Source organism: Kitasatospora saccharophila, assembly GCF_039529925.1.
Lineage (GTDB): Bacteria > Actinomycetota > Actinomycetes > Streptomycetales > Streptomycetaceae > Kitasatospora > Kitasatospora saccharophila.
Map to the genome: position 1 here is coordinate 55,062 of NZ_BAAANS010000045.1, position 16,455 is coordinate 71,516.

Genomic DNA, 16,455 nt, shown 5'->3' on the forward strand with positions numbered 1-16,455 from the left:
GCCGTTCCGTCCGGACGCCGGCCGTCGCTGCCCACCGGTCGTCATCCGTGGTTGTCATCCGTCCCGACGACGGCTCAGCCCCGGTCGGTTCCGCGCACCTTCGCCAGGAAGCCGGCCAGGTTGTCGCGCATCCGCTCGATCCGCTGCTCCTGCGTCAGCGACTCGTGGATCTTGGTGCCGGTCTCGCGCAGGCCGCGGACGTACAGCGGGCAGGCCAGGTCGCTGCACATGTACGCGCCGACGGAGTTGCCCTGCCGGCCGGCCGGGCCGGCCAGCGGGGCCACCAGCAGGGAGACCCCGCCGGTGTGCGTGGTGACGCACAGCGAGCAGATGCTCCGGCGGGGCTGCCAGGAGGCGCCGGAGGAGGCGCGCAGGACGACGGCCTGCGGCCGGCCGTCGATCTCGGCGACCAGGTAGGCCCGGTCGGGGGCCTGCGGGTCGCGCCAGCCGAGGAAGTCCAGCTCGGACCAGGGCTGTTCGGCCAGCTCGCGGGGCAGGTTCAGTCGTTTCGCCTCGCCCTTGGAGCAGTTCAGGAACGCGGCGCGGATCTCGGGGTCGGTCAGCTCTCTCACGAAACACCACGCTAATTTGCCTAAGTCGTTTAGGCAAATGGATAATGCCTTCAGGAAGCGCGGGCCGGAGGGCCCGGGAGAGGAACGGGTGAACACGGTGGCACGCGCAGGTCTGACCCCCGAGGTGCTGGCCCGGGCGGGCGCCGAACTGGCCGACGAGGTGGGCTTCGAGCAGGTGACGGTCACCGAGCTGGCCCGGCGCTTCGACGTCAAGGTCGCCAGCCTGTACTCGCACGTCCGCAGCTCGCACGACCTCAAGGTCCGGATCGCCCTGCTGGCCCTGGAGGAGCTCGCCGACCGGGCCGCCGACGCGATCGCCGGGCGCTCCGGCCGCAACGCCCTCGCCGCCTTCGCCGAGGCGTACCGCGGCTACGCCCGCGAGCACCCGGGCCGCTACGACGCCACCCGGCTGCGCCTCGACCCGGAGACCGCCGCCGCGAGCGCCGCCCCCCGGCACTCCCAGCTGACCCGGGCCATCCTGCGCGGCTACCACCTCCCCGAGCCCGGCCAGACCCACGCGGTCCGGCTGCTCGGCGGCGTCTTCCACGGCTACATCGGCCTGGAGGCCGCCGGGGGCTTCGCCCACACCCCGGTGGACCCGCAGGAGTCCTGGGACTGGATCGTCGACTCGCTGGACGCCCTGCTCCGGGCCCGCGCCGACGGCTGAACCACCGGGCCGCACCACCGCCCCGCACCACCGCCCCGCCCGAACCCGCCCGCGCGCTCCAGCGGCTGCGGGGGCTGCGGGGGCTCGTGGTGCCGCAGGAGCGGCAGCGCCTCCTCGAACCGGCCCAGCTCGGCGAGGTAGCCGCCCGGGGCGGGCCGGTTCCAGTCCGGGTCCGGGGCCGCCCGGAGCAGGGCGACGGCCTCCTCCAGCCGCCCGGCGCGCGCCAGCATCGAGGCCACCTGCCCCGCCGCGTACCAGACGTCGCCCTCCGGGTGGGCCCGGCTCTGCTCGACGGCCTCGTCGATCCGGCCGCAGGCGGCCATCAGCGGCAGCCGCATCCCGTACTGCTCCCAGTGCTCCTCGCCGCCGCGCCGCGCCTTGAGGGCGTCGAGCAGTTCCAGACCGTGCTCGGGGCGGCCGAGGTCGAGGCAGAGACCGGCCAGCAGGTCGAGGTCGCAGTCGTCCCCGCCGCCGCGCTCGGCGCACCGGCGGGCCACCTCGATCGCCTCCTCGCCGCGGCCGTGCCGGACCGGCAGGTCGACCAGCAGTGCCGGCACGTCCCGCCGGAAGACCTCCGTCCGCCGGTGCGCCTCGACCGCGCCGTCGACGTCGCCGGCGTCCTCCAGCGCCTCGGCCAGCCGTTGCAGCGCGGGCCCGTGCCCGTCCGCCTCGGCGTGCTCGCGCAGCTCCTCGATCCGGCCGTTCCGGGCGAGCAGGTCGGCGAGCGCGCCCCGGTCGTCGACGGAGGTGTCCGGCCGGGGGCGCAGCAGGGCGAACGCCTCCTCCACCCGGCCCTGCCGCTCGCGGATCCCGGCCAGCAGCTCGACGGCGCTGCGCGGCTCGACCCCGCCGCTGCGCGCCCGGCGGCCTCGGCGGCCTCGACCAGCACCCCGGCCGACAGCCGGTCGTCGAGATGCGGGCGCAGCAGGGCGAACGCCTCCTCGGCCCGGCCGTGGCGGGTGAGCAGTTGTCCGAAGGAGCGCAGCGCCGCCGGGTCGCCGCCCTCGGCGTACGGGCGGGCCAGCGCGATCGCCGCCTCGGCCCGGCCCCGGCCCTCCAGCAGTTCGACGGCGGTCTCGGCGGCCGTCCACCAGCCGGTGGCCAGGTACGGGGCGAGCGCCGCGTCGGTCAGCCCCTGCCGCTCCAGCCGCCAGGCCCACTCCCGGGCGCAGAACCACTCCCCGCGCCCGGCCTGCTCCCGCACCACGGCGGCGTGGCCCAGGTCGAGCAGCCGCCGGACCAGGGCGGGCGGGATGCAGCCGCTCTCCGTGCGCACCCGGTCGTCAAGATCGTCGACGTTCACGGGCCGGGACGCTAGCAGCCGCCCCCGCCGGCCCCAGACGTGGCGACGGCGGCCGCCGGAGGGACCGGTGACCGCCGTCGACCCGCGCCTACCGGCCGCTCACGCGTCTTCGCGCACGGGGAGCTTCCAGCCCGGGCGCGGGTAGTGGCAGGTGTAACCGTTGGGGTAGTGCTGCAGGTAGTCCTGGTGCTCGGGCTCGGCCTCCCAGAACTCGCCCAGCGGGGTGACCTCGGTGACCACCTTGCCGGGCCACAGGCCGCTGGCGTCGACGTCCGCGATGGTGTCGAGGGCGGTGGCGCGCTGGTCCTCGTCGGCGTAGAAGATCGCCGAGCGGTAGCTGCTGCCGATGTCGTTGCCCTGGCGGTCCAGGGTGCTCGGGTCGTGGATCTGGAAGAAGTACTCCAGCAGCGTCCGGTAGCTGATCCGCTCCGGGTCGTAGACGATCTCCAGCGCCTCGGCGTGGCCGGGGTGGTTGCGGTAGGTGGCGTGCGCGTTCTGGCCGCCGGTGTAACCGGTCCGGGTCGACTGGACGCCGGGGAGTTTGCGGATCAGCTCCTGCATTCCCCAGAAGCAACCGCCGGCCAGGACTGCGCGGTCCGTGGTCATCTCGTACTCACTCCTCGCATGGGTGCGTCGACTCGTCCGCCCGGGGCACCGCCCCGGGGGGACCACCCGGTCCAACCGCCCGGACACCCCCGGTGTTCCCCCCGGTCTCAGCCGGCCAGTCCTTCGAGGACCTGTGCGCCGGGCAGGGCGGCGGCGACCGCGCCGGGCAGGATCAGCTTGCCGCGCCGGCGGCCGCTGCCGACGAGTACGTACGGGGTGGCGGCGACCGCCGCGTCGATGAGCAGCGGCCAGTGCGCGGGGAGGCCGACGGGGGTGATGCCGCCGTGCTCCATGCCGCTCTCGCCGACGGCGGTGTCCATCGGCGCGAACGACGCCTTGCGCGCGCCCAGGTGAGCGCGCACCGCCTTGTTGACGTCGAGCCGGGTGGTGGCCAGCACCAGTCCGGCGGCCAGCGTGGTCTCGCCGCCGCGCTTGGCGGCGACCACCACGCAGTTCGCGGACGCCTCGGCCGGGACGTCGTAGGCGGCGCAGAACACGGCGGTGTCGGCCAGTTCCGGATCGGTGTCCACGTACAGCACCTGCCCGGCCAGTTCCGCGTCCCACCCGCCGAGCAGGGCGGCCACCGGGGCCGCCAGCTCCCCGACGGCGTCCAGCGCGCGCCGCACCTGCGGGAAGTTCCCGAACGGTGCCCGGACCGACTGCTCCAGCTGATCGCTCATGCCTCCGACTCTATCCCCGCCGCGCCACCGCCCCGCTCACTCGGCGAGCGCCGCCCGCCACGCCCAGGACGCGCGCCGCGGACGGCCCGGCAGCTCGCCCCGCCCGGTGCACCAGAGCAGCACCGGGACGGGGTCGCCCGCGGGGGCGTCGGGGAAGAGCCGGGCCAGTACGGCGGCGCAGAGCGCGGACGGCGGTGCCCAGTCGAGGGCGAGGCCGGTGGTGATGTCGTGGGTGTGCAGCAGCGTCTCGGCGACGCCCATCGCGGCGAATCCGGTCCGGTCGGCCGGTCCCCAGTGCCAGGCCCGGGTGTCCGGGCCGGCGGCGGCCAGGGCGAGGGCGAGCAGTTCGCCGCAGGCCAACGCGGTGGTCAGCACCTCGGCCGGGTCGGCGTCCGGCCGCACCATCAGGTCGAAGGGCAGGTAGCCGGTCTCGGGGCGGGCCACCACCTGCCCGGCGTAGGCGAGCAGGTCGTGGCCGAGGTGGGCGAGGGTGTCCCGGCAGTTCCACTCCAGCGGGCCGGCCGGGACGCCCCAGTCCGAGCGGAGGTGCGGGGTGAGGACGCGTCGCGTCTCCGCCAGGGCGGCACGCAGTTCGGTGTGGTCCACGGGCTGCCTCCTCACCCCCCGCCGTTACAGGTAGGGCCGGGTGAGCAGTTCCAGGCCGTGGCCGGCCGGGTCGAGCAGGTAGACGCCGCGCCCGCCGTGCTCGGTGTTGGTCTCGCCGGGGCGCTGCATCTGCGGGTCGGCCCAGTGGTCGATGGCGCGGTCGCGCAGCCGGGCGACGGCACGGTCGAACAGTTCGTCGTCGACCAGGAAGGCGTAGTGCTGCATCTGGATCTCCACCGGCGGGGCGGCGAACTGCAGCAGCACGCCGTCGGCGAGCAGCAGGTTGGTGAACGGGCCCCAGGAGGGCGCCTGTTCGGCCTCCAGCAGCTCGCGGTAGAAGCGGGTGGACGCGGCGGCGTCCACGGAGGCGATGATGGTGTGGTTGAAGGCGGCGGGCATGGCCGGGTGAACCTCGTTCCGGGTGGGGTCGGTCTGGGGGCGTGTGGGCGCACTGCTCCCCGGACCGGGCGGCCCCCGGACGCGCGGGCGCCCCTGCGGCACCCGGGGCGCGGTCAGCCGCCCACCGGGTCACCGATCCGTGCGTGGCCCTTGGCCGTTCCGGTGTTCACCCGGGCACCGTACGCAACCTCCGGGCCCGCCCGCAAACCCTTTTCCGCCCCTCCCCCGCGTCCGTTCCACCCCGCGTCCGTTCCGCCCCGCGTCCGTTCCGCCCCGCGCCCGTTCCGCCCCGCGCCCGTCCCGGCGGCGCCCCGGGCGGGTCAGTGCCCCGGCTCGGCCGCGCCGCCCCGCTCGAACCGCAGGACGCGTTCGCGCAGGAGCCGCTTGGCCCGCGGCAGGAAGGCGCTGCTGGGGCCGCCGACGTGCGGGGTGATCAGCACGCCGGGGGCGTGCCAGAGCGGGTGGTCGGCGGGGAGCGGTTCCGGGTCGGTGACGTCCAGCGCCGCCCGCAGGCGCCCCGCGGAGAGTGCGGCGAGCAGGGCGGCGGTGTCGACCACCGGGCCGCGGGCGACGTTGACGAGCAGCGCGCCGTCCTTCATCCGGGCCAGGAAGGCGGCGTCGACGAGGTGCCGGGTCTCGGGGGTGAGCGGGGTCAGCAGCACCACGACGTCGGCGGACGGCAGCAGTTCGGCCAGTTCCGCCACCGCGTGCACCCGCTCCTCGGGGCGGGCGCCGCGGGCGACCCGGACCACCTCGCACTCGAACGGTTCCAGCCGCGCGGCCAGCGCGCGCCCGATCGAGCCGTAGCCGAGGACGAGCACCGTCTTGTCGGCGAGCGACTCGTGGAACTCCTGGTGCCAGATCCCCCGGTCCTGCCGCCGGGTGAAGCCCGGGAGGCCCCGCAGCGAGGCGAGGGTCAGCGTCACCGCCAGCTCGGCGGTGCTGGCGTCGTGCAGCCCGCGCGCGTTGTGCGCCAGCACGCCGTCCGGCACGTGCGGCAGGACGTCGTCCATCCCGGCGGTCAGCGTCTGGACCACCTTCAGCGCGGGCAGCCGCGGGATCAGCGGCAGCGCGGCGGCGTGCCGCATGTAGGGCAGGCAGAAGAACTCCACCCCGCGCAGCGCCTCGTCCGGCGGCACCGGCCCGTCCCCGTCCCACACGAGGACGTCGAGACCGGCGGGCAGGCTGCCGATCGTGTCGGGCGCGTACGGGAGGAGGTAGCGGGCGCTCATGTCCCGACCCTAGCCGCCCCGCCCCCGACCCTAGCCGCCCCGCCCCGACCGCCCCGGGCACCCGGCGCGCCCGGGCCGGGCCGGGCACGGCGGCCGTACACCCCCGGGAACACCGCGGGCCCCGCCCGGAACGTCCGGGAGGGGCCTGCGGCCTGAGCGTGGGTCAGCCGATGTTGGTGCAGGAGTTGCCGAACGCCGGGTTCAGCGCGCCGATCAGGCTGATGCTGTTGCCGCACACGTTGACCGGGATGTGCACGGGGATCTGGATCACGTTGCCGGAGAGGACGCCGGGCGAGCCGACCGCCACGCCCTCGGCACCGGCGGACGCGGAGGCCGCTCCGGCGGTGCCCAGCACGGCGGTGGCGGCCAGCGCGACGACGGCGAAGTACTTGCGGCTGCGGGACATGTCGACTCCTCGGTGTCTGGAGGGTGCCGCCCCGGGTGGGGCGGCACCGGTGGTTCGGGGCGCTCGTGCGGGCGGCGTGGTCGCGGGGCGTTCCTTCACCCCATCGGGTGCCTCCCGGCACGGGGCCGGTGGGTGGCCACCGCCCGGACCGCGGCGCCGTGACCCGCGGTTCGACGTGACGGCCCCCCTGGTCGGGGAGGTCGTCCGCGTCCGTGGGGGACGGTGCGGGCAGCCGGCGTGCGGCGGGCGGGCCGAGACGTACTGTCCCCCGCCGTCGGCCCGGGTGCGCCGCGGACGCCCCCGTGCCGCGGCCTTCCCACCCGTGCGGCCCAGCCCGCCCACCCGTCCGGGGGAGTCAGCCGCCGCTGTCCGCCCGGAGGCGGACCTGTTCCTCCAGCCGGGCCAGGCTCTCGTCCAGTTCCCGTTCGACGGTCTCCCGCGCGGGCGCGGTGTCCTCGTCGAAGAAGGAGAGGTGGACGGTCACCCGGCTGGTCCCGCCGTCCAGGCCGGCCACCTGGAGCCAGCCGGCGTAGCGTCCGTCGTCGCGGGTGCCCCACTCCATCCGCAGCTGTTCGGGCCGGGTGCTCAGCAGCGCGCGCTCGTCGGTGCCGTCGCGGTCCTCGTGCACGGTCGCCGCGGGCGGGTCGTCGACCCGGACGTGCAGGTCCCGGGGCATCCAGGTGTCGAGCCGTCCCGGTCCGGTCGCCTCGTCGAAGACCGGTTCGGGGAGGGCCGGCATGGTGCGGGAGCGTTCGTACTCGGTCATCCGCTGTTCCTTCCGTTCGTCGGTCGTGTCCGCCCGGGGCCGCCGGGCGGTCGGTTCGGTCAGTCCGGGGGCTCGTCCTCGCCCTCGGCCTCGCTGGTGTCCGCGGCGGTGCGGTTCTGCTCGGAGGTCGGGCCCTCGGCGGGGTCGCGGCCCTCCTCGGTGGCGGTGGGGCCGGTGTCGGGCGCTTCCGTCCCGGGTCGGGGCGGCAGGTCGGGGGTTTCGGGTTTCCGGTCGTGGTCGGTCATGGCGGGCTCCTCGGGTTCCTCCTGGTCCACCGGTTCTTCCGGCTCTCCGCGCGCCTGCCCGGTCGGGCGCGTCGCACGCCTGCCCGCCCTCGGGCGCGGCGTTTCGCCGGTCGGCGTACCGGGCAGGCGCCGGCCTCCGGAGGTCCGGGGCGGGCGGGTGGGTGCGGCGCGGATGCGGAGCGGGTGGTGGCGAACGGTGACAGACGAGGACGGCACGTGTGTCGTGGTGGTCGGCCAGATCGGACGGGACCTGGTGCTGCGGACGGACGGTCTGCCGCCGGTCGGCGGGTCGGTCGACGTCGGGGAGCGCTGGGAGGGACTCGGCGGCAAGGGCGCCAACCAGGCCGTCGGCCTGGCGCAGCTGGGCGTGCCGGTACGGCTGGTCGGCGTGGTGGGCGAGGACCGGGCGGGCGACGCGGTGCTGCGGCGGGCGGGCCGGGACGGGATCGGGACGGCGGGGGTGGTCCGGCGCGGGCGGACCGCCCTGCTGGTGGACCTGGTCGACGGGCCGGGCAGCCGCCGGCTGCTGGAGGACGTCCCACCGGAGGGCCTGGTGAGCGTCGCGGACCTGGAACGGGCCCGGACGGCCTTCGCGGCCGCCGACACCGTCTCCCTCCAGCTCCAGCAGCCGTCGGCGACCCTGCTGGCCGCGGCCCGACTGGCCCGGCGGCGGGGCGCGCGGGTGGTGGCGGACGGCGCGCCCGACCCGGCCGTGCGCGGCGAACTGCTGGGCCTGGTCGACGTCCTGCGCGCGGACGCCGCCGAGGCGGAACTGCTCGCGGACCGGCCCGTCCGCTCGGTGCGGGACGCCCGCGCGCTGGGGCACCGGCTGCTGGCCGCGGGCCCGTCCCTGGTCGCCCTCGCGGTGCCCGGGGAGGGCGACCTGCTGGTGTGGCCGGACGGCGACCTGCTGCTCCCGCTGGCGGACGTGCCGGTGGCCGATCCGACCGGGGCCGGGGACGCCTTCGTCGCGGGCCTGGTCGCCGGGCTGCGCCGCGACCCCGACGTGCGCGCCGCGGGGCGGCTGGCGGCGGCCGCCGCCGGGGCGACCGTCCAGCGCCTGGGCGGGCGTCCGGACCTGTCCGGGCTCGCGCCCGGCGGCCGGTCTCCCGGGTGAGGGCGGGCGCCGGGCACCGGCGTAGCGTCGGGAGGTGAGCGGAGTCCCTGCCGACCGGCGCTGGTCCCCGTCGATGCCGGAGGCGTACGAGCGGTACCTCGTCCCAGCCGCACGCGGTCCCGGCGGTGCGGCGGGGGCGGACCCGCCGGTCGCGGTCGGCGGCGCCGCCGACGTCCGGACGGTTCTCAGGCCCGGGCGATCTGCGGGAACCCCAGGAGCCGCGAACGGCGCAGCGACGGGCCGCACCGGGTCTGGTCGGTCCCGCGCTCCCGGGCGTGCGTGTCACCGGCGGGCAGGCGCCGGTCGTCCTCCTCGTCGAACCAGGTGCCGGAGGCGGCCACCGCGTAGCCGGGCGCGGCGGTTCGGCTCAGCCGGCCGGGGCGGTCCGACCCGCCGCGCCCCTCGTCACCGCCCTCCTCGATGCCGCCCTCCTCGATGCCGCTGTCGCGGGCGGAGGCGGTTCCGGGGACGGTGCGCTCGCGGGCCTGCTGTTCGCGGCTGCTGGACCCGCCCGGGCCGCCGGGGCCCGGAGGCGTGCTGCCGGATGCTCGGAATGCCATCGGATCGCCCTCTCCTCGGGGCCGCCCGCGTCTTTCCCGTCCCCGCGGCCGGGAACGTCGGGGCGGGCCGTCACCGGGTGCGGGACGGGCCGCTGTTGCGGCGGGCCAGCGAGCCGCTGAGCGCGGTGGCGAAGAGGCACCACCCGGCGTAGGGCACCAGCGCGACGGCGGCCGCCGGGTCGTGGCGCGCCGTCCGCCGGACCAGCCGCAGGGTGTCGGCGTCCAGCAGGAGGCTGCCCGCGACTCCCGCCACGGGGCTGCGCAGGCCGAAGAAGAGCCAGGTCCATCCGGCGTTCACCGCCAGGTTCGTCCCGTACGCGGCGGCCAGGGCGGCGCGTTCGCGGCCGCGGGTCCGGCCGAGCGCGTGCCCGGCGCTCCAGGCGATCGAGGCGTACAGCGGGGTCCACACCGCCGGGAACACCCAGGACGGGGGCTGCCAGCGGGGCTTGTCCAGCGACCGGTACCAGGAGGTGGCCGGGCCGGAGGCCCGTGCGCCCACCGCGGCGGCGGCCGCCACCGCCAGGGCGGCGCCCGCGTACGGGGCCGCGCGTCGTGCCTTCACCGACCGGGTCGTCCACCTGCTCGTCATGCTCCGCGTCTGTCCGGCCCGCCCCGGTCCATGCGCCGCGCCCGGGGCCGGGTGCGGGCCGGGTGCGGGTGCGGGTGCGGGTGCGGGGGCCGGTCGGGGCTCCGGTGCCTATCGTGGAAGCACTCCCCCGACCGGGAACCGGCGGCGTACGGCAGGTGGATCGTGAGCGGACCCGTCATCGACTACCGGGCCGTCTTCCAGGCCCTGCCGGGCGCGGCCGCCCTGCTCACCCCGGACCTGGTGTTCGCGGACGTCAACGAGGCGTACCTGCTGCTGTCCGGGCGCGACCGCGCGCAGGTGGTCGGCCGGTTCCTGTTCGACGTCTTCCCGGACAACCCCGACGACCCGGCGGCCAGCGGCGTGCGCAACCTGCACGCCTCGCTGCGGCGCGTCACGGCCACCGGGGTGCGCGACACCATGGCCCTGCAGCGCTACGACGTGGAGGTCCCCGGGCGTCCCGGGGAGTGGCAGGAGCGCTACTGGAGCCCGGTCAACGTCCCGCTCCTCGACCCGGACGGGAAGGTGGTGCTCCTGCTGCACCGGGTCGAGGAGGTCACCGAACTGATCCGGGCCCGCGGCATCCGGGAGAGCGGCCGGAACCGGACCCTGGGGGCCGAGCTCTACAGTCGGGCCCAGGAGCTCCAGGACGTCAACGAGCGCCTGCGCCGGGCCCACGCCCACGAACGGGAGGTGGCCCTGCACCTGCAGGCGGCGATGCTGCCCGCGCTGCGCCCGCAGGGCCACCACCGGGCGGCGGTGCGCTACCGGCCGGCCGCCGGTGCGCTGAACGTCTGCGGCGACTGGTACGACCTGGTCGACCTGCCCGACGGCGGGCGCACCGCGGTGGCCGTCGGCGACGTGGTGGGGCACGGGCTGCGCGCCGCCGGGGTGATGGGGCAGCTGCGCAGCGCGCTGTCGGCCGCCTCCCGGGTCGCCGTCGGGCCCGCCCAGGCCCTGGAGGTGCTCGACCGGTACGCCCGGTCCGTGGACGGCGCGGAGAACACCACCGCCGTGTCGGTCTTCATCGACCGGGCCGACCGCACCCTGGCCTACAGCAGCGCCGGCCACCCACCGCCCGCCCTGTGCGGGCCGGACGGGGCCGTGGCCTTCCTGGACCGGGCCACCGACCCCCCGTTGGGCGCCCGGCCCGAGTACGCCGGGCGCCCCCAGGCGCGGGCCGACTTCGCCGAGGGCTCCGTCCTCGTGCTGTACACCGACGGCCTGGTCGAGCGCCGCCACGAGGACATCGACGTCGGCCTCGACCGGCTGGCCCGCTCGCTGTCCCGCCACCGCCGTTCCGCGCCCGGCCCGCTGGCCGACGCCCTGCTCGCCGACCTCGTCCCGCCCGCCGGGCTCACCGACGACACCGCCCTGGTGGTGCTGCGCCTGTGACCCGCCGGGCCCGGGCAGGCGCGGCGGGCCCGGGCAGGCGCGGCGGGCGCGGGCAGGCAGGCGCGGGCAGGCAGGCGCGGGCAGGCGGGCGCGGGCAGGTGTGGGGACGGCGGTGCGTGGCAGACGGGTGGGCACGGCAGTGCGCGTCGAACCCCCGGGAGCCGAAGTGCCTCACACCCACGACGACCTGTACGAACGCCTCCGGGAGGCGGTCCGCCGCCGGGCGGACGGGCTGTGGGGGACGGCCCTCGCCCTGCACGCCGACCCCGAGTACGCCTTCGCCGAGCACCGGGCCGCCGCGCTGCTGACGGGCGAGCTGGCGGGGGCGGGATTCGAGGTACGCCGGGGCGTGGCGGGGATGCCGACCGCCTTCACCGCCTCGGCCGGCCGGGGCCGTCCGGTGGTGGCCCTGCTGCTGGAGTACGACGCGCTGCCCGGGCTGGGGCACGCCTGCGGCCACAACCTGATCGCGGCGGCCGGCCTGGGGGCGGCGCTGGCCGTCCGCGAGGTGCTGCCGGCGGACGCCGGGACGGTGCTGGCGGTCGGGACCCCGGCGGAGGAGGGCGGCGGCGGCAAGGCCCTGGAGGTGGAGGCGGGGGTGTTCGACGGGGTCGACGCCGCGCTGATGTTCCACCCGGGCGTCCACGACTGGACGCACGCGGTGCTGACCGCGCAGGAGCAGTACCGGGTCGCCTTCCACGGCCGGGCCGCCCACCCGACGGGCGACCCCGAGCACGGCATCGACGCGCTGGCCGCGCTGGTCGAGCTGTTCAACGTCCTGTCCGCGCTGGGCCGGCGGCTCCCGGCGGCCTCGCACGTGCAGGGCATCGTCACGGTCGGCGGCACGGCGACGAACATCGTGCCCGACCTCGCCGAGGGCCTGTTCGGGCTGCGCGCCCTCACCACCGCCGAGCTGGACCGGCTGGCGGAGCAGCTGCGCACCTGCGCCGAGGGCGTCGCCACGGCCACCGGGACCACGGTCACGGTCGAGCGGGCCACCGTGCGCTACGAGCACTTCCGCGACAACGCGGTGCTGTCCGGGCGCTTCGCCGCGCACCTGGCCCGGGCGGGCACCGTCCTCACCCCGCCGCGGCCGGGGGTGCTCCTGGGCTCCTCCGACATCGGCAACGTCAGTGCGCGGGTGCCCGCCGTCCACCCGTTCGTCGCGATCATGGACGAGAGCGGGTCCGACCACACCCCGGAGTTCGCCGCCGCGGCGGCCTCGCCCCGGGCCCGGTCGGTGCTGCCGGCCGTCACCTGGGCGCTGGCGTGCACGGCCGCGGACGTCCTGCTGGACGCCGGGCTGCGGCGGGCGGCCTGGGAGCAGCACGGGGCCACCGACGGGACGCGGTAGGACCGGCCCACCGGCCCACCCGCCCCCGTCCGGTCTCACCCGGTCTCACTCGGTGTGCTCGTCGGTGCTGTCCGTGCTGCCCGTGCTGCCCGTGCCGTCGGTGACGCTGCTGACCAGGTCGACCAGTCCGGCGCGTCCGCCGCGGCGCAGTTCGCGGCGCTGGCGGACCGCGCCGTTGCCCTCGGTGAGCAGCCGCCCCAGGAGGGGTTCGACCTGCGGGGTGTCGCCGTGGCGGCGCAGGGCGGGGCCGAGGGTGTCGAGGACGCGCTCCAGCACCGCCGGCGGGGAGTCCAGGGTGCCGGTGCCGGGGTCGTAGAGCCGCTCGGTGCAGCCGTGGCGGGCGGCGTACCAGACCGCGGCGGCCAGCGCCTCGGGCCGGGCTTCGGCGGCCCGGACCCGCTCCGGGTCGATGAGCAGGGTCGCGGCGACCGCCCGGACCAGGCCGGCCAGCATCACGGCCTCGTCGACGCGGAGTTGGACGTCCATGGCCCTGATCTCCACGGTGGGGTAGGTCTCGGAGAGCCTGGCCTGCCAGTAGAGCTGGCCCGTGTCGCCGATCAGCCCGGTGTCGACGAGGGCGCGGATCCGGGCGTCGTAGTCGGCGGCACCGTCGAAGTGCGGGGGCACCCCGCTGACCGGCCACCGGCTGAAGACCACCGTCCGCCAGTCGGCGAAACCGGTGTCGACGCCGTTCCACAGCGGCGAGTTGGCGGACAGCGCGACGATCAGCGGCAGCCAGGGGCGCAGGCCGTTGAGGACGGCGACGCCCGCCTCGCGGTCCGGCACGCCGACGTGCACGTGCATGCCGGTGATCAGTTGCTCGTCCGTCAACTGCGGGGCGTCGGCGTGGATGGTGCGGTACCGGGGGGTGTCGCTGACCGGCACCGCCAGGCGGTCGGCGAAGGGGGCGGCGCCGCAGGCCGCCAGCCGGCAGCCGTGCGCGGCGGCGGCCGCCGCGAGGGCTCCGCGCAGCCGCCCCAGGTGGGCGCCGACCTCGTCCAGCGTCTCGCAGACCGGGGTGGCCACCTCCAACTGTGCTTGCAGCAGCTCGCGTTGCACCTCGGACCCGTCGATCCCGGGTTGCCGGTCGGCCGCCTGCCGGACCTGTTCGGCCCGGGCCACCGGCACACCGGTGGCGGCGTCCAGCAGCAGGTACTCCTCTTCCACACCCACGGTCACCATGTGCGGCGGCTACCCCCGGACGGGACGTCCAACCGTCGTCCCGGCCCCGGTACGGGAGGGCCGGGCCGGTCGGGGACGGTCGGGCCGCGCTGCTCGGGAGGGGTGCCGCCGGTGCGGCCACCGCCCTCGCCGCGCTCCTACGGCTCGTGGCGTTCCCCTTCCTCCTCCCCCGGTCGGGCGGCTGTCCGAGCCGCGGTGGCGGTGGTGCGAACGCCGACCGCAGCGCGGCCCCCGGTCCGTCCGCGGGTGCGGAGGGGCCGGGGGCCGCCGTGCTGGCCGGACGGGGGCGCGTCAGTCGCGGTGGTGGGCGTAGGCGTCCTTGGCCCGGTCCAGCAGGGAGGCGAACGGGCCGACCGTCCACTGCAGGACCGGCTTGCCGGCCGTGCCCGGGTGCGGGTGGGTCGGGGCGATCCGCTCGGCCGCCAGCAGGCGGCGGCCCATCGCCCGGCGCTGCTCCGGGTCGCAGAAGGCCAGCAGCGCGGGGAACTCCTCCTTCTCCTCGTGCTGCGCGTGGGCCTCCACCGCCTGCTGGAAGGCGGCCAGTTCGGCGTCGAACCCGGGGCTCGTCACGTCGAGCTTCTCCAGCTCCAGCAGGGCGCGGTTGGCCTCGGCCTCCTCCTCGTTGCGGGCCGACGCCTCGGCCTTGCCCGCCGTGCGCGCGGCCGCGGGCCGCACCACCAGTTCCTCGCCGGTCTCGTGCACCGCCAGCAGCGCCCGCAGCTCGTCGAACGCCTGCTGCTTGTGCTCGCCCCGCGCGGCGCGGACGTCCGCGAAGAGCCCGCGGATCCGCTGGTGCTGCGCCAGCAGGACGTCGACGACGTCCTCCTGCTGCGCCGTGCTCGTCCCCGTCCCGGTGGTCGTGCCGGTCATGGTCTGGCTCCTCTCGCTGCCGGATCGCTGTCCACGGTCGTCTCACCGGCCGCCCCGGCACCAAACGGGCATTCCGGGTGGAATTCTCCGCATCGGACCGGGCGGGCCCGCGACGCATTCTCCGGACGACAGGGGGGATACGGGGGACGCGCGCCGGACGCCCCGCGTGCCGGCCGCGCCGCTTCCGTCCCACTCCCGTCCCGCTTCCGTCCCGCTCCCGTCCCGCTTCCGTCCCTGGGGGAACTCCGTGCCCGTCCGCTCCCGTCTCGCCGTTCTCGGTGCCGGTGCCGTTCTGGGCACCACCCTCGCCTTCGGTGGTACCGCCGCGCAGGCCGCCGACCAAGGACCGACCGCCACCCCGACCCCGCCGCCCTCCCCCGCCGCCACCGGGTCCGGCCCCGCCACCGGGTCCAGCTCCCCGACGGCGACGGCGACAGCGTCTGCGACCGCGAGCGCCTCCGCGTCCGCCCCGGCCACCGAGTCGGCACCGCCCGCGTCGGCCGCGGTCCCGTCGCCCGTGGACGGGACGCCGGTCGCGGGCCGCGCTCGGCCGAGCGCGCCCGCCACCGAGGAGCCCAGCACCACGGGCGCGGACCCGGCCCCGGTCGGCCAGGACGCGTCCGCCTCCGTGCCGGGTCCCCGCACCGAGGTGCTCGGCTTCGGCGCGCACCCCGCCGCCGCCGGGAGCGGCGCCACCCCGCCCCCGGCCGCCACCACCGGCTCCACCCCGGCCCGCGCCATGGTGGCCGGGGGCACGGCCACCGCCGCCGACGGCGAACGGCCGCCCCTCTCCCTGCTGATCAGCGGTGTCGTCCTGATCGTCATCGGCGCCGTCGGCTTCACCCTCGCCCTCGTCCACCGGCCCGCCCGCCACCGCTGACGGCCTGTCGGCCGACGGCGGGGGCCGGCCCGGCAGCGGTCGCGCTCCGGAGGTCGCCTCGGCGCCGGTGCGGCCCAGCGGGTCCCGCGCGGGTCGGCTTCGCGAAACGCGGCCGGGGTGACTGGTGTTCACCCGGCCACCGCGTCGGCCGAGTTCCGCCCGGGCGGCCCCGGCCGGACCACGCAGCGCCCCCTTGCCGACGGTCCGCGCGACCCGGCGGTGCGCGGCCGGGGCGGCCACCGACCCGGCGTTGACGATCGACGCCCCGGAGGTCGACTCGGCACCGGCACGCCGTGGTGGACGGCGACCACCGCACAGGGGCCGCCGAAGCAGAACGCCGCTGCGACGCCCCACTGTTCGGGGTCGCCCACGATGCCGCTGACGCCGCGTCGGACGCCTTCGACGTGCTGCTCAGAAGGCGACCAGGTCGCGGACGGTGGACGGCCGACCCGGCGGCAGCAGCCGGACCTCGCCGGGAGTGGGCCCCGCCGGCCCGGCCCGCCCGGTGGTGTCCGCGCCCTGCCCGGCCCGTTCGACGCCGTGCCGCTCACCGAGGCCCCGTGGTGGCGTCCCGTGCACACGGGACGCCGCCGCCCCGGTCGGCCGGGAGCTGCGGGAACAATCGGACCGTCAGCTGTCAGGCGAATGACGGGTATTCGTACAATCGATCGGCAGTACCATTCCCCGGGACCACCAAGCCCGTCCAGGATGGCTGCCACTCCGGCCCGCCGACACGGCGTCCCGTGCCGACATCCCCACCGCCGTCCGGGCGGGGGCGGGCCGACGCGTGCGCCCGTTCCGTCCGGCCGGGGGTCCACACCTCTTCGAACGGAGCGGTCATGCCCGCCCCCCTCCCCACCGACGCGCCCACGACGGATCCGATACCCACCGACGTGGCTGCCGATGCACCTGCCGACGCGACCGGGTCGGATCCGGTCCTCGCCCGGCCGCGACTGACCCTGACCCTGCTGCTGGCGGGCAGCTGCCTGCCCATCCTCGGCGCCGTCCTGATCGCCCCCGTCCTGCCCA

20 protein-coding genes and 1 pseudogene are annotated in these 16,455 nt (G+C 77.0%); 6 read left to right on the forward strand and 15 right to left on the reverse strand.

From position 1 onward, the window contains the following. Positions 1-74: 74 nt before the first annotated feature. Positions 75-572, reverse strand: coding sequence for an FBP domain-containing protein (locus ABD345_RS28345; protein ID WP_344556030.1), 498 nt, complete (start codon positions 570-572; stop codon positions 75-77). 97 nt (positions 573-669) lie between these two features. On the opposite strand from ABD345_RS28345, the gene ABD345_RS28350 reads away from it, so the two are divergent. Next, positions 670-1,239, forward strand: coding sequence for a TetR/AcrR family transcriptional regulator (locus ABD345_RS28350; protein WP_344556032.1), 570 nt, complete (start codon positions 670-672; stop codon positions 1,237-1,239). On the opposite strand, the gene ABD345_RS28355 is transcribed toward ABD345_RS28350, so the two are convergent. The 9 genes from ABD345_RS28355 to ABD345_RS28395 all read right to left on the reverse strand — a co-directional run bounded on the left by ABD345_RS28355 (position 1,122) and on the right by ABD345_RS28395 (position 7,482). Continuing rightward, entirely contained in the window at positions 1,122-2,027 is a 906-nt protein-coding gene (locus ABD345_RS28355; protein WP_344556034.1) for a tetratricopeptide repeat protein, read from the reverse strand. The genes ABD345_RS28350 and ABD345_RS28355 overlap by 118 nt on opposite strands. A gap of 614 nt (positions 2,028-2,641) precedes the next feature. After that, positions 2,642-3,148, reverse strand: coding sequence for a peptide-methionine (S)-S-oxide reductase MsrA (gene msrA, locus ABD345_RS28360; protein ID WP_344556038.1), 507 nt, complete (start codon positions 3,146-3,148; stop codon positions 2,642-2,644). Between the two features lie 107 nt (positions 3,149-3,255). Then, complete coding sequence (locus ABD345_RS28365; RefSeq protein ID WP_344556040.1) at positions 3,256-3,828, reverse strand: YbaK/EbsC family protein; 573 nt, start codon at positions 3,826-3,828, stop codon at positions 3,256-3,258. Between the two features lie 36 nt (positions 3,829-3,864). Beyond that, on the reverse strand, positions 3,865-4,434 hold the full coding sequence (locus ABD345_RS28370; protein ID WP_344556042.1) for a maleylpyruvate isomerase N-terminal domain-containing protein: 570 nt from the start codon (positions 4,432-4,434) through the stop codon (positions 3,865-3,867). Positions 4,435-4,458: 24 nt separating this feature from the next. Then, positions 4,459-4,833 carry a VOC family protein gene (locus ABD345_RS28375; RefSeq protein ID WP_344556044.1) on the reverse strand — a complete coding sequence of 125 codons (375 nt, stop codon included), beginning with the start codon at positions 4,831-4,833 and terminating at the stop codon, positions 4,459-4,461. Between the two features lie 320 nt (positions 4,834-5,153). Continuing rightward, positions 5,154-6,065 (reverse strand): 2-hydroxyacid dehydrogenase, encoded by a 912-nt coding sequence (locus ABD345_RS28380; protein ID WP_344556046.1) that lies wholly within the window; start codon positions 6,063-6,065, stop codon positions 5,154-5,156. A 163-nt stretch (positions 6,066-6,228) separates the two neighbouring features. Further along, on the reverse strand, positions 6,229-6,471 hold the full coding sequence (locus ABD345_RS28385) for a chaplin (RefSeq protein ID WP_344556048.1): 243 nt from the start codon (positions 6,469-6,471) through the stop codon (positions 6,229-6,231). 355 nt (positions 6,472-6,826) lie between these two features. Beyond that, positions 6,827-7,237, reverse strand: coding sequence for an SRPBCC family protein (locus tag ABD345_RS28390; protein WP_344556050.1), 411 nt, complete (start codon positions 7,235-7,237; stop codon positions 6,827-6,829). Positions 7,238-7,296: 59 nt separating this feature from the next. Then, entirely contained in the window at positions 7,297-7,482 is a 186-nt protein-coding gene (locus ABD345_RS28395; RefSeq protein WP_344556052.1) for a hypothetical protein, read from the reverse strand. A 196-nt stretch (positions 7,483-7,678) separates the two neighbouring features. On the opposite strand from ABD345_RS28395, the gene ABD345_RS28400 reads away from it, so the two are divergent. Further along, positions 7,679-8,599: a PfkB family carbohydrate kinase gene (locus tag ABD345_RS28400; protein ID WP_344556054.1), complete on the forward strand. Its 921-nt coding sequence runs from the start codon at positions 7,679-7,681 to the stop codon at positions 8,597-8,599. A 185-nt stretch (positions 8,600-8,784) separates the two neighbouring features. Here ABD345_RS28400 and ABD345_RS28405 read toward each other — a convergent pair whose 3' ends face one another. Together ABD345_RS28405 and ABD345_RS28410 are read right to left on the reverse strand one after the other, a co-directional pair. Continuing rightward, positions 8,785-9,159 carry a hypothetical protein gene (locus ABD345_RS28405; RefSeq protein ID WP_344556056.1) on the reverse strand — a complete coding sequence of 125 codons (375 nt, stop codon included), beginning with the start codon at positions 9,157-9,159 and terminating at the stop codon, positions 8,785-8,787. 70 nt (positions 9,160-9,229) lie between these two features. Beyond that, positions 9,230-9,721, reverse strand: a complete 492-nt coding sequence (locus tag ABD345_RS28410; RefSeq protein ID WP_344556058.1) for a TspO/MBR family protein — start codon at positions 9,719-9,721, stop codon at positions 9,230-9,232. 189 nt (positions 9,722-9,910) lie between these two features. Here ABD345_RS28410 and ABD345_RS28415 point away from each other — a divergent pair, with 189 nt between their 5' ends. Both ABD345_RS28415 and ABD345_RS28420 read left to right on the forward strand, forming a co-directional pair. Continuing rightward, positions 9,911-11,140, forward strand: a complete 1,230-nt coding sequence (locus ABD345_RS28415; protein WP_344556060.1) for a PP2C family protein-serine/threonine phosphatase — start codon at positions 9,911-9,913, stop codon at positions 11,138-11,140. A 166-nt stretch (positions 11,141-11,306) separates the two neighbouring features. Continuing rightward, complete coding sequence (locus ABD345_RS28420) at positions 11,307-12,494, forward strand: amidohydrolase (RefSeq protein WP_344556061.1); 1,188 nt, start codon at positions 11,307-11,309, stop codon at positions 12,492-12,494. A gap of 45 nt (positions 12,495-12,539) precedes the next feature. On the opposite strand, the gene ABD345_RS28425 is transcribed toward ABD345_RS28420, so the two are convergent. Further along, a complete protein-coding gene (locus ABD345_RS28425) occupies positions 12,540-13,676 on the reverse strand; it encodes a carboxylate-amine ligase (RefSeq protein WP_344556063.1) in 1,137 nt (378 codons plus the stop codon). A 291-nt stretch (positions 13,677-13,967) separates the two neighbouring features. Beyond that, on the reverse strand, positions 13,968-14,546 hold the full coding sequence (locus ABD345_RS28430) for a hemerythrin domain-containing protein (protein WP_344556065.1): 579 nt from the start codon (positions 14,544-14,546) through the stop codon (positions 13,968-13,970). A 247-nt stretch (positions 14,547-14,793) separates the two neighbouring features. On the opposite strand from ABD345_RS28430, the gene ABD345_RS28435 reads away from it, so the two are divergent. Next, the gene (locus ABD345_RS28435) at positions 14,794-15,426 is read left to right on the forward strand and encodes a hypothetical protein (protein ID WP_344556067.1); all 633 of its coding nucleotides are present in this window, start codon (positions 14,794-14,796) and stop codon (positions 15,424-15,426) included. 411 nt (positions 15,427-15,837) lie between these two features. Here ABD345_RS28435 and ABD345_RS28440 read toward each other — a convergent pair whose 3' ends face one another. Further along, positions 15,838-16,005 (reverse strand): hypothetical protein, encoded by a 168-nt coding sequence (locus tag ABD345_RS28440; protein WP_344556069.1) that lies wholly within the window; start codon positions 16,003-16,005, stop codon positions 15,838-15,840. Between the two features lie 260 nt (positions 16,006-16,265). On the opposite strand from ABD345_RS28440, the pseudogene ABD345_RS28445 reads away from it, so the two are divergent. After that, a pseudogene (locus ABD345_RS28445) lies at positions 16,266-16,455 on the forward strand (MFS transporter); the annotation flags it as partial.

Bases quoted from the DNA above. Each gene is read 5' to 3' on its own strand.
- msrA (WP_344556038.1), bottom strand. From the start codon at position 3,148: ATGACCACGGACCGCGCAGTCCTGGCCGGCGGTTGCTTCTGGGGAATG.
- ABD345_RS28365 (WP_344556040.1), bottom strand. From the start codon at position 3,828: ATGAGCGATCAGCTGGAGCAGTCGGTCCGGGCACCGTTCGGGAACTTC.
- ABD345_RS28375 (WP_344556044.1), bottom strand. From the start codon at position 4,833: ATGCCCGCCGCCTTCAACCACACCATCATCGCCTCCGTGGACGCCGCC.
- ABD345_RS28380 (WP_344556046.1), bottom strand. From the start codon at position 6,065: ATGAGCGCCCGCTACCTCCTCCCGTACGCGCCCGACACGATCGGCAGC.
- ABD345_RS28385 (WP_344556048.1), bottom strand. From the start codon at position 6,471: ATGTCCCGCAGCCGCAAGTACTTCGCCGTCGTCGCGCTGGCCGCCACC.
- ABD345_RS28390 (WP_344556050.1), bottom strand. From the start codon at position 7,237: ATGACCGAGTACGAACGCTCCCGCACCATGCCGGCCCTCCCCGAACCG.
- ABD345_RS28395 (WP_344556052.1), bottom strand. From the start codon at position 7,482: ATGACCGACCACGACCGGAAACCCGAAACCCCCGACCTGCCGCCCCGA.
- ABD345_RS28405 (WP_344556056.1), bottom strand. From the start codon at position 9,159: ATGGCATTCCGAGCATCCGGCAGCACGCCTCCGGGCCCCGGCGGCCCG.
- ABD345_RS28425 (WP_344556063.1), bottom strand. From the start codon at position 13,676: ATGGTGACCGTGGGTGTGGAAGAGGAGTACCTGCTGCTGGACGCCGCC.
- ABD345_RS28430 (WP_344556065.1), bottom strand. From the start codon at position 14,546: ATGACCGGCACGACCACCGGGACGGGGACGAGCACGGCGCAGCAGGAG.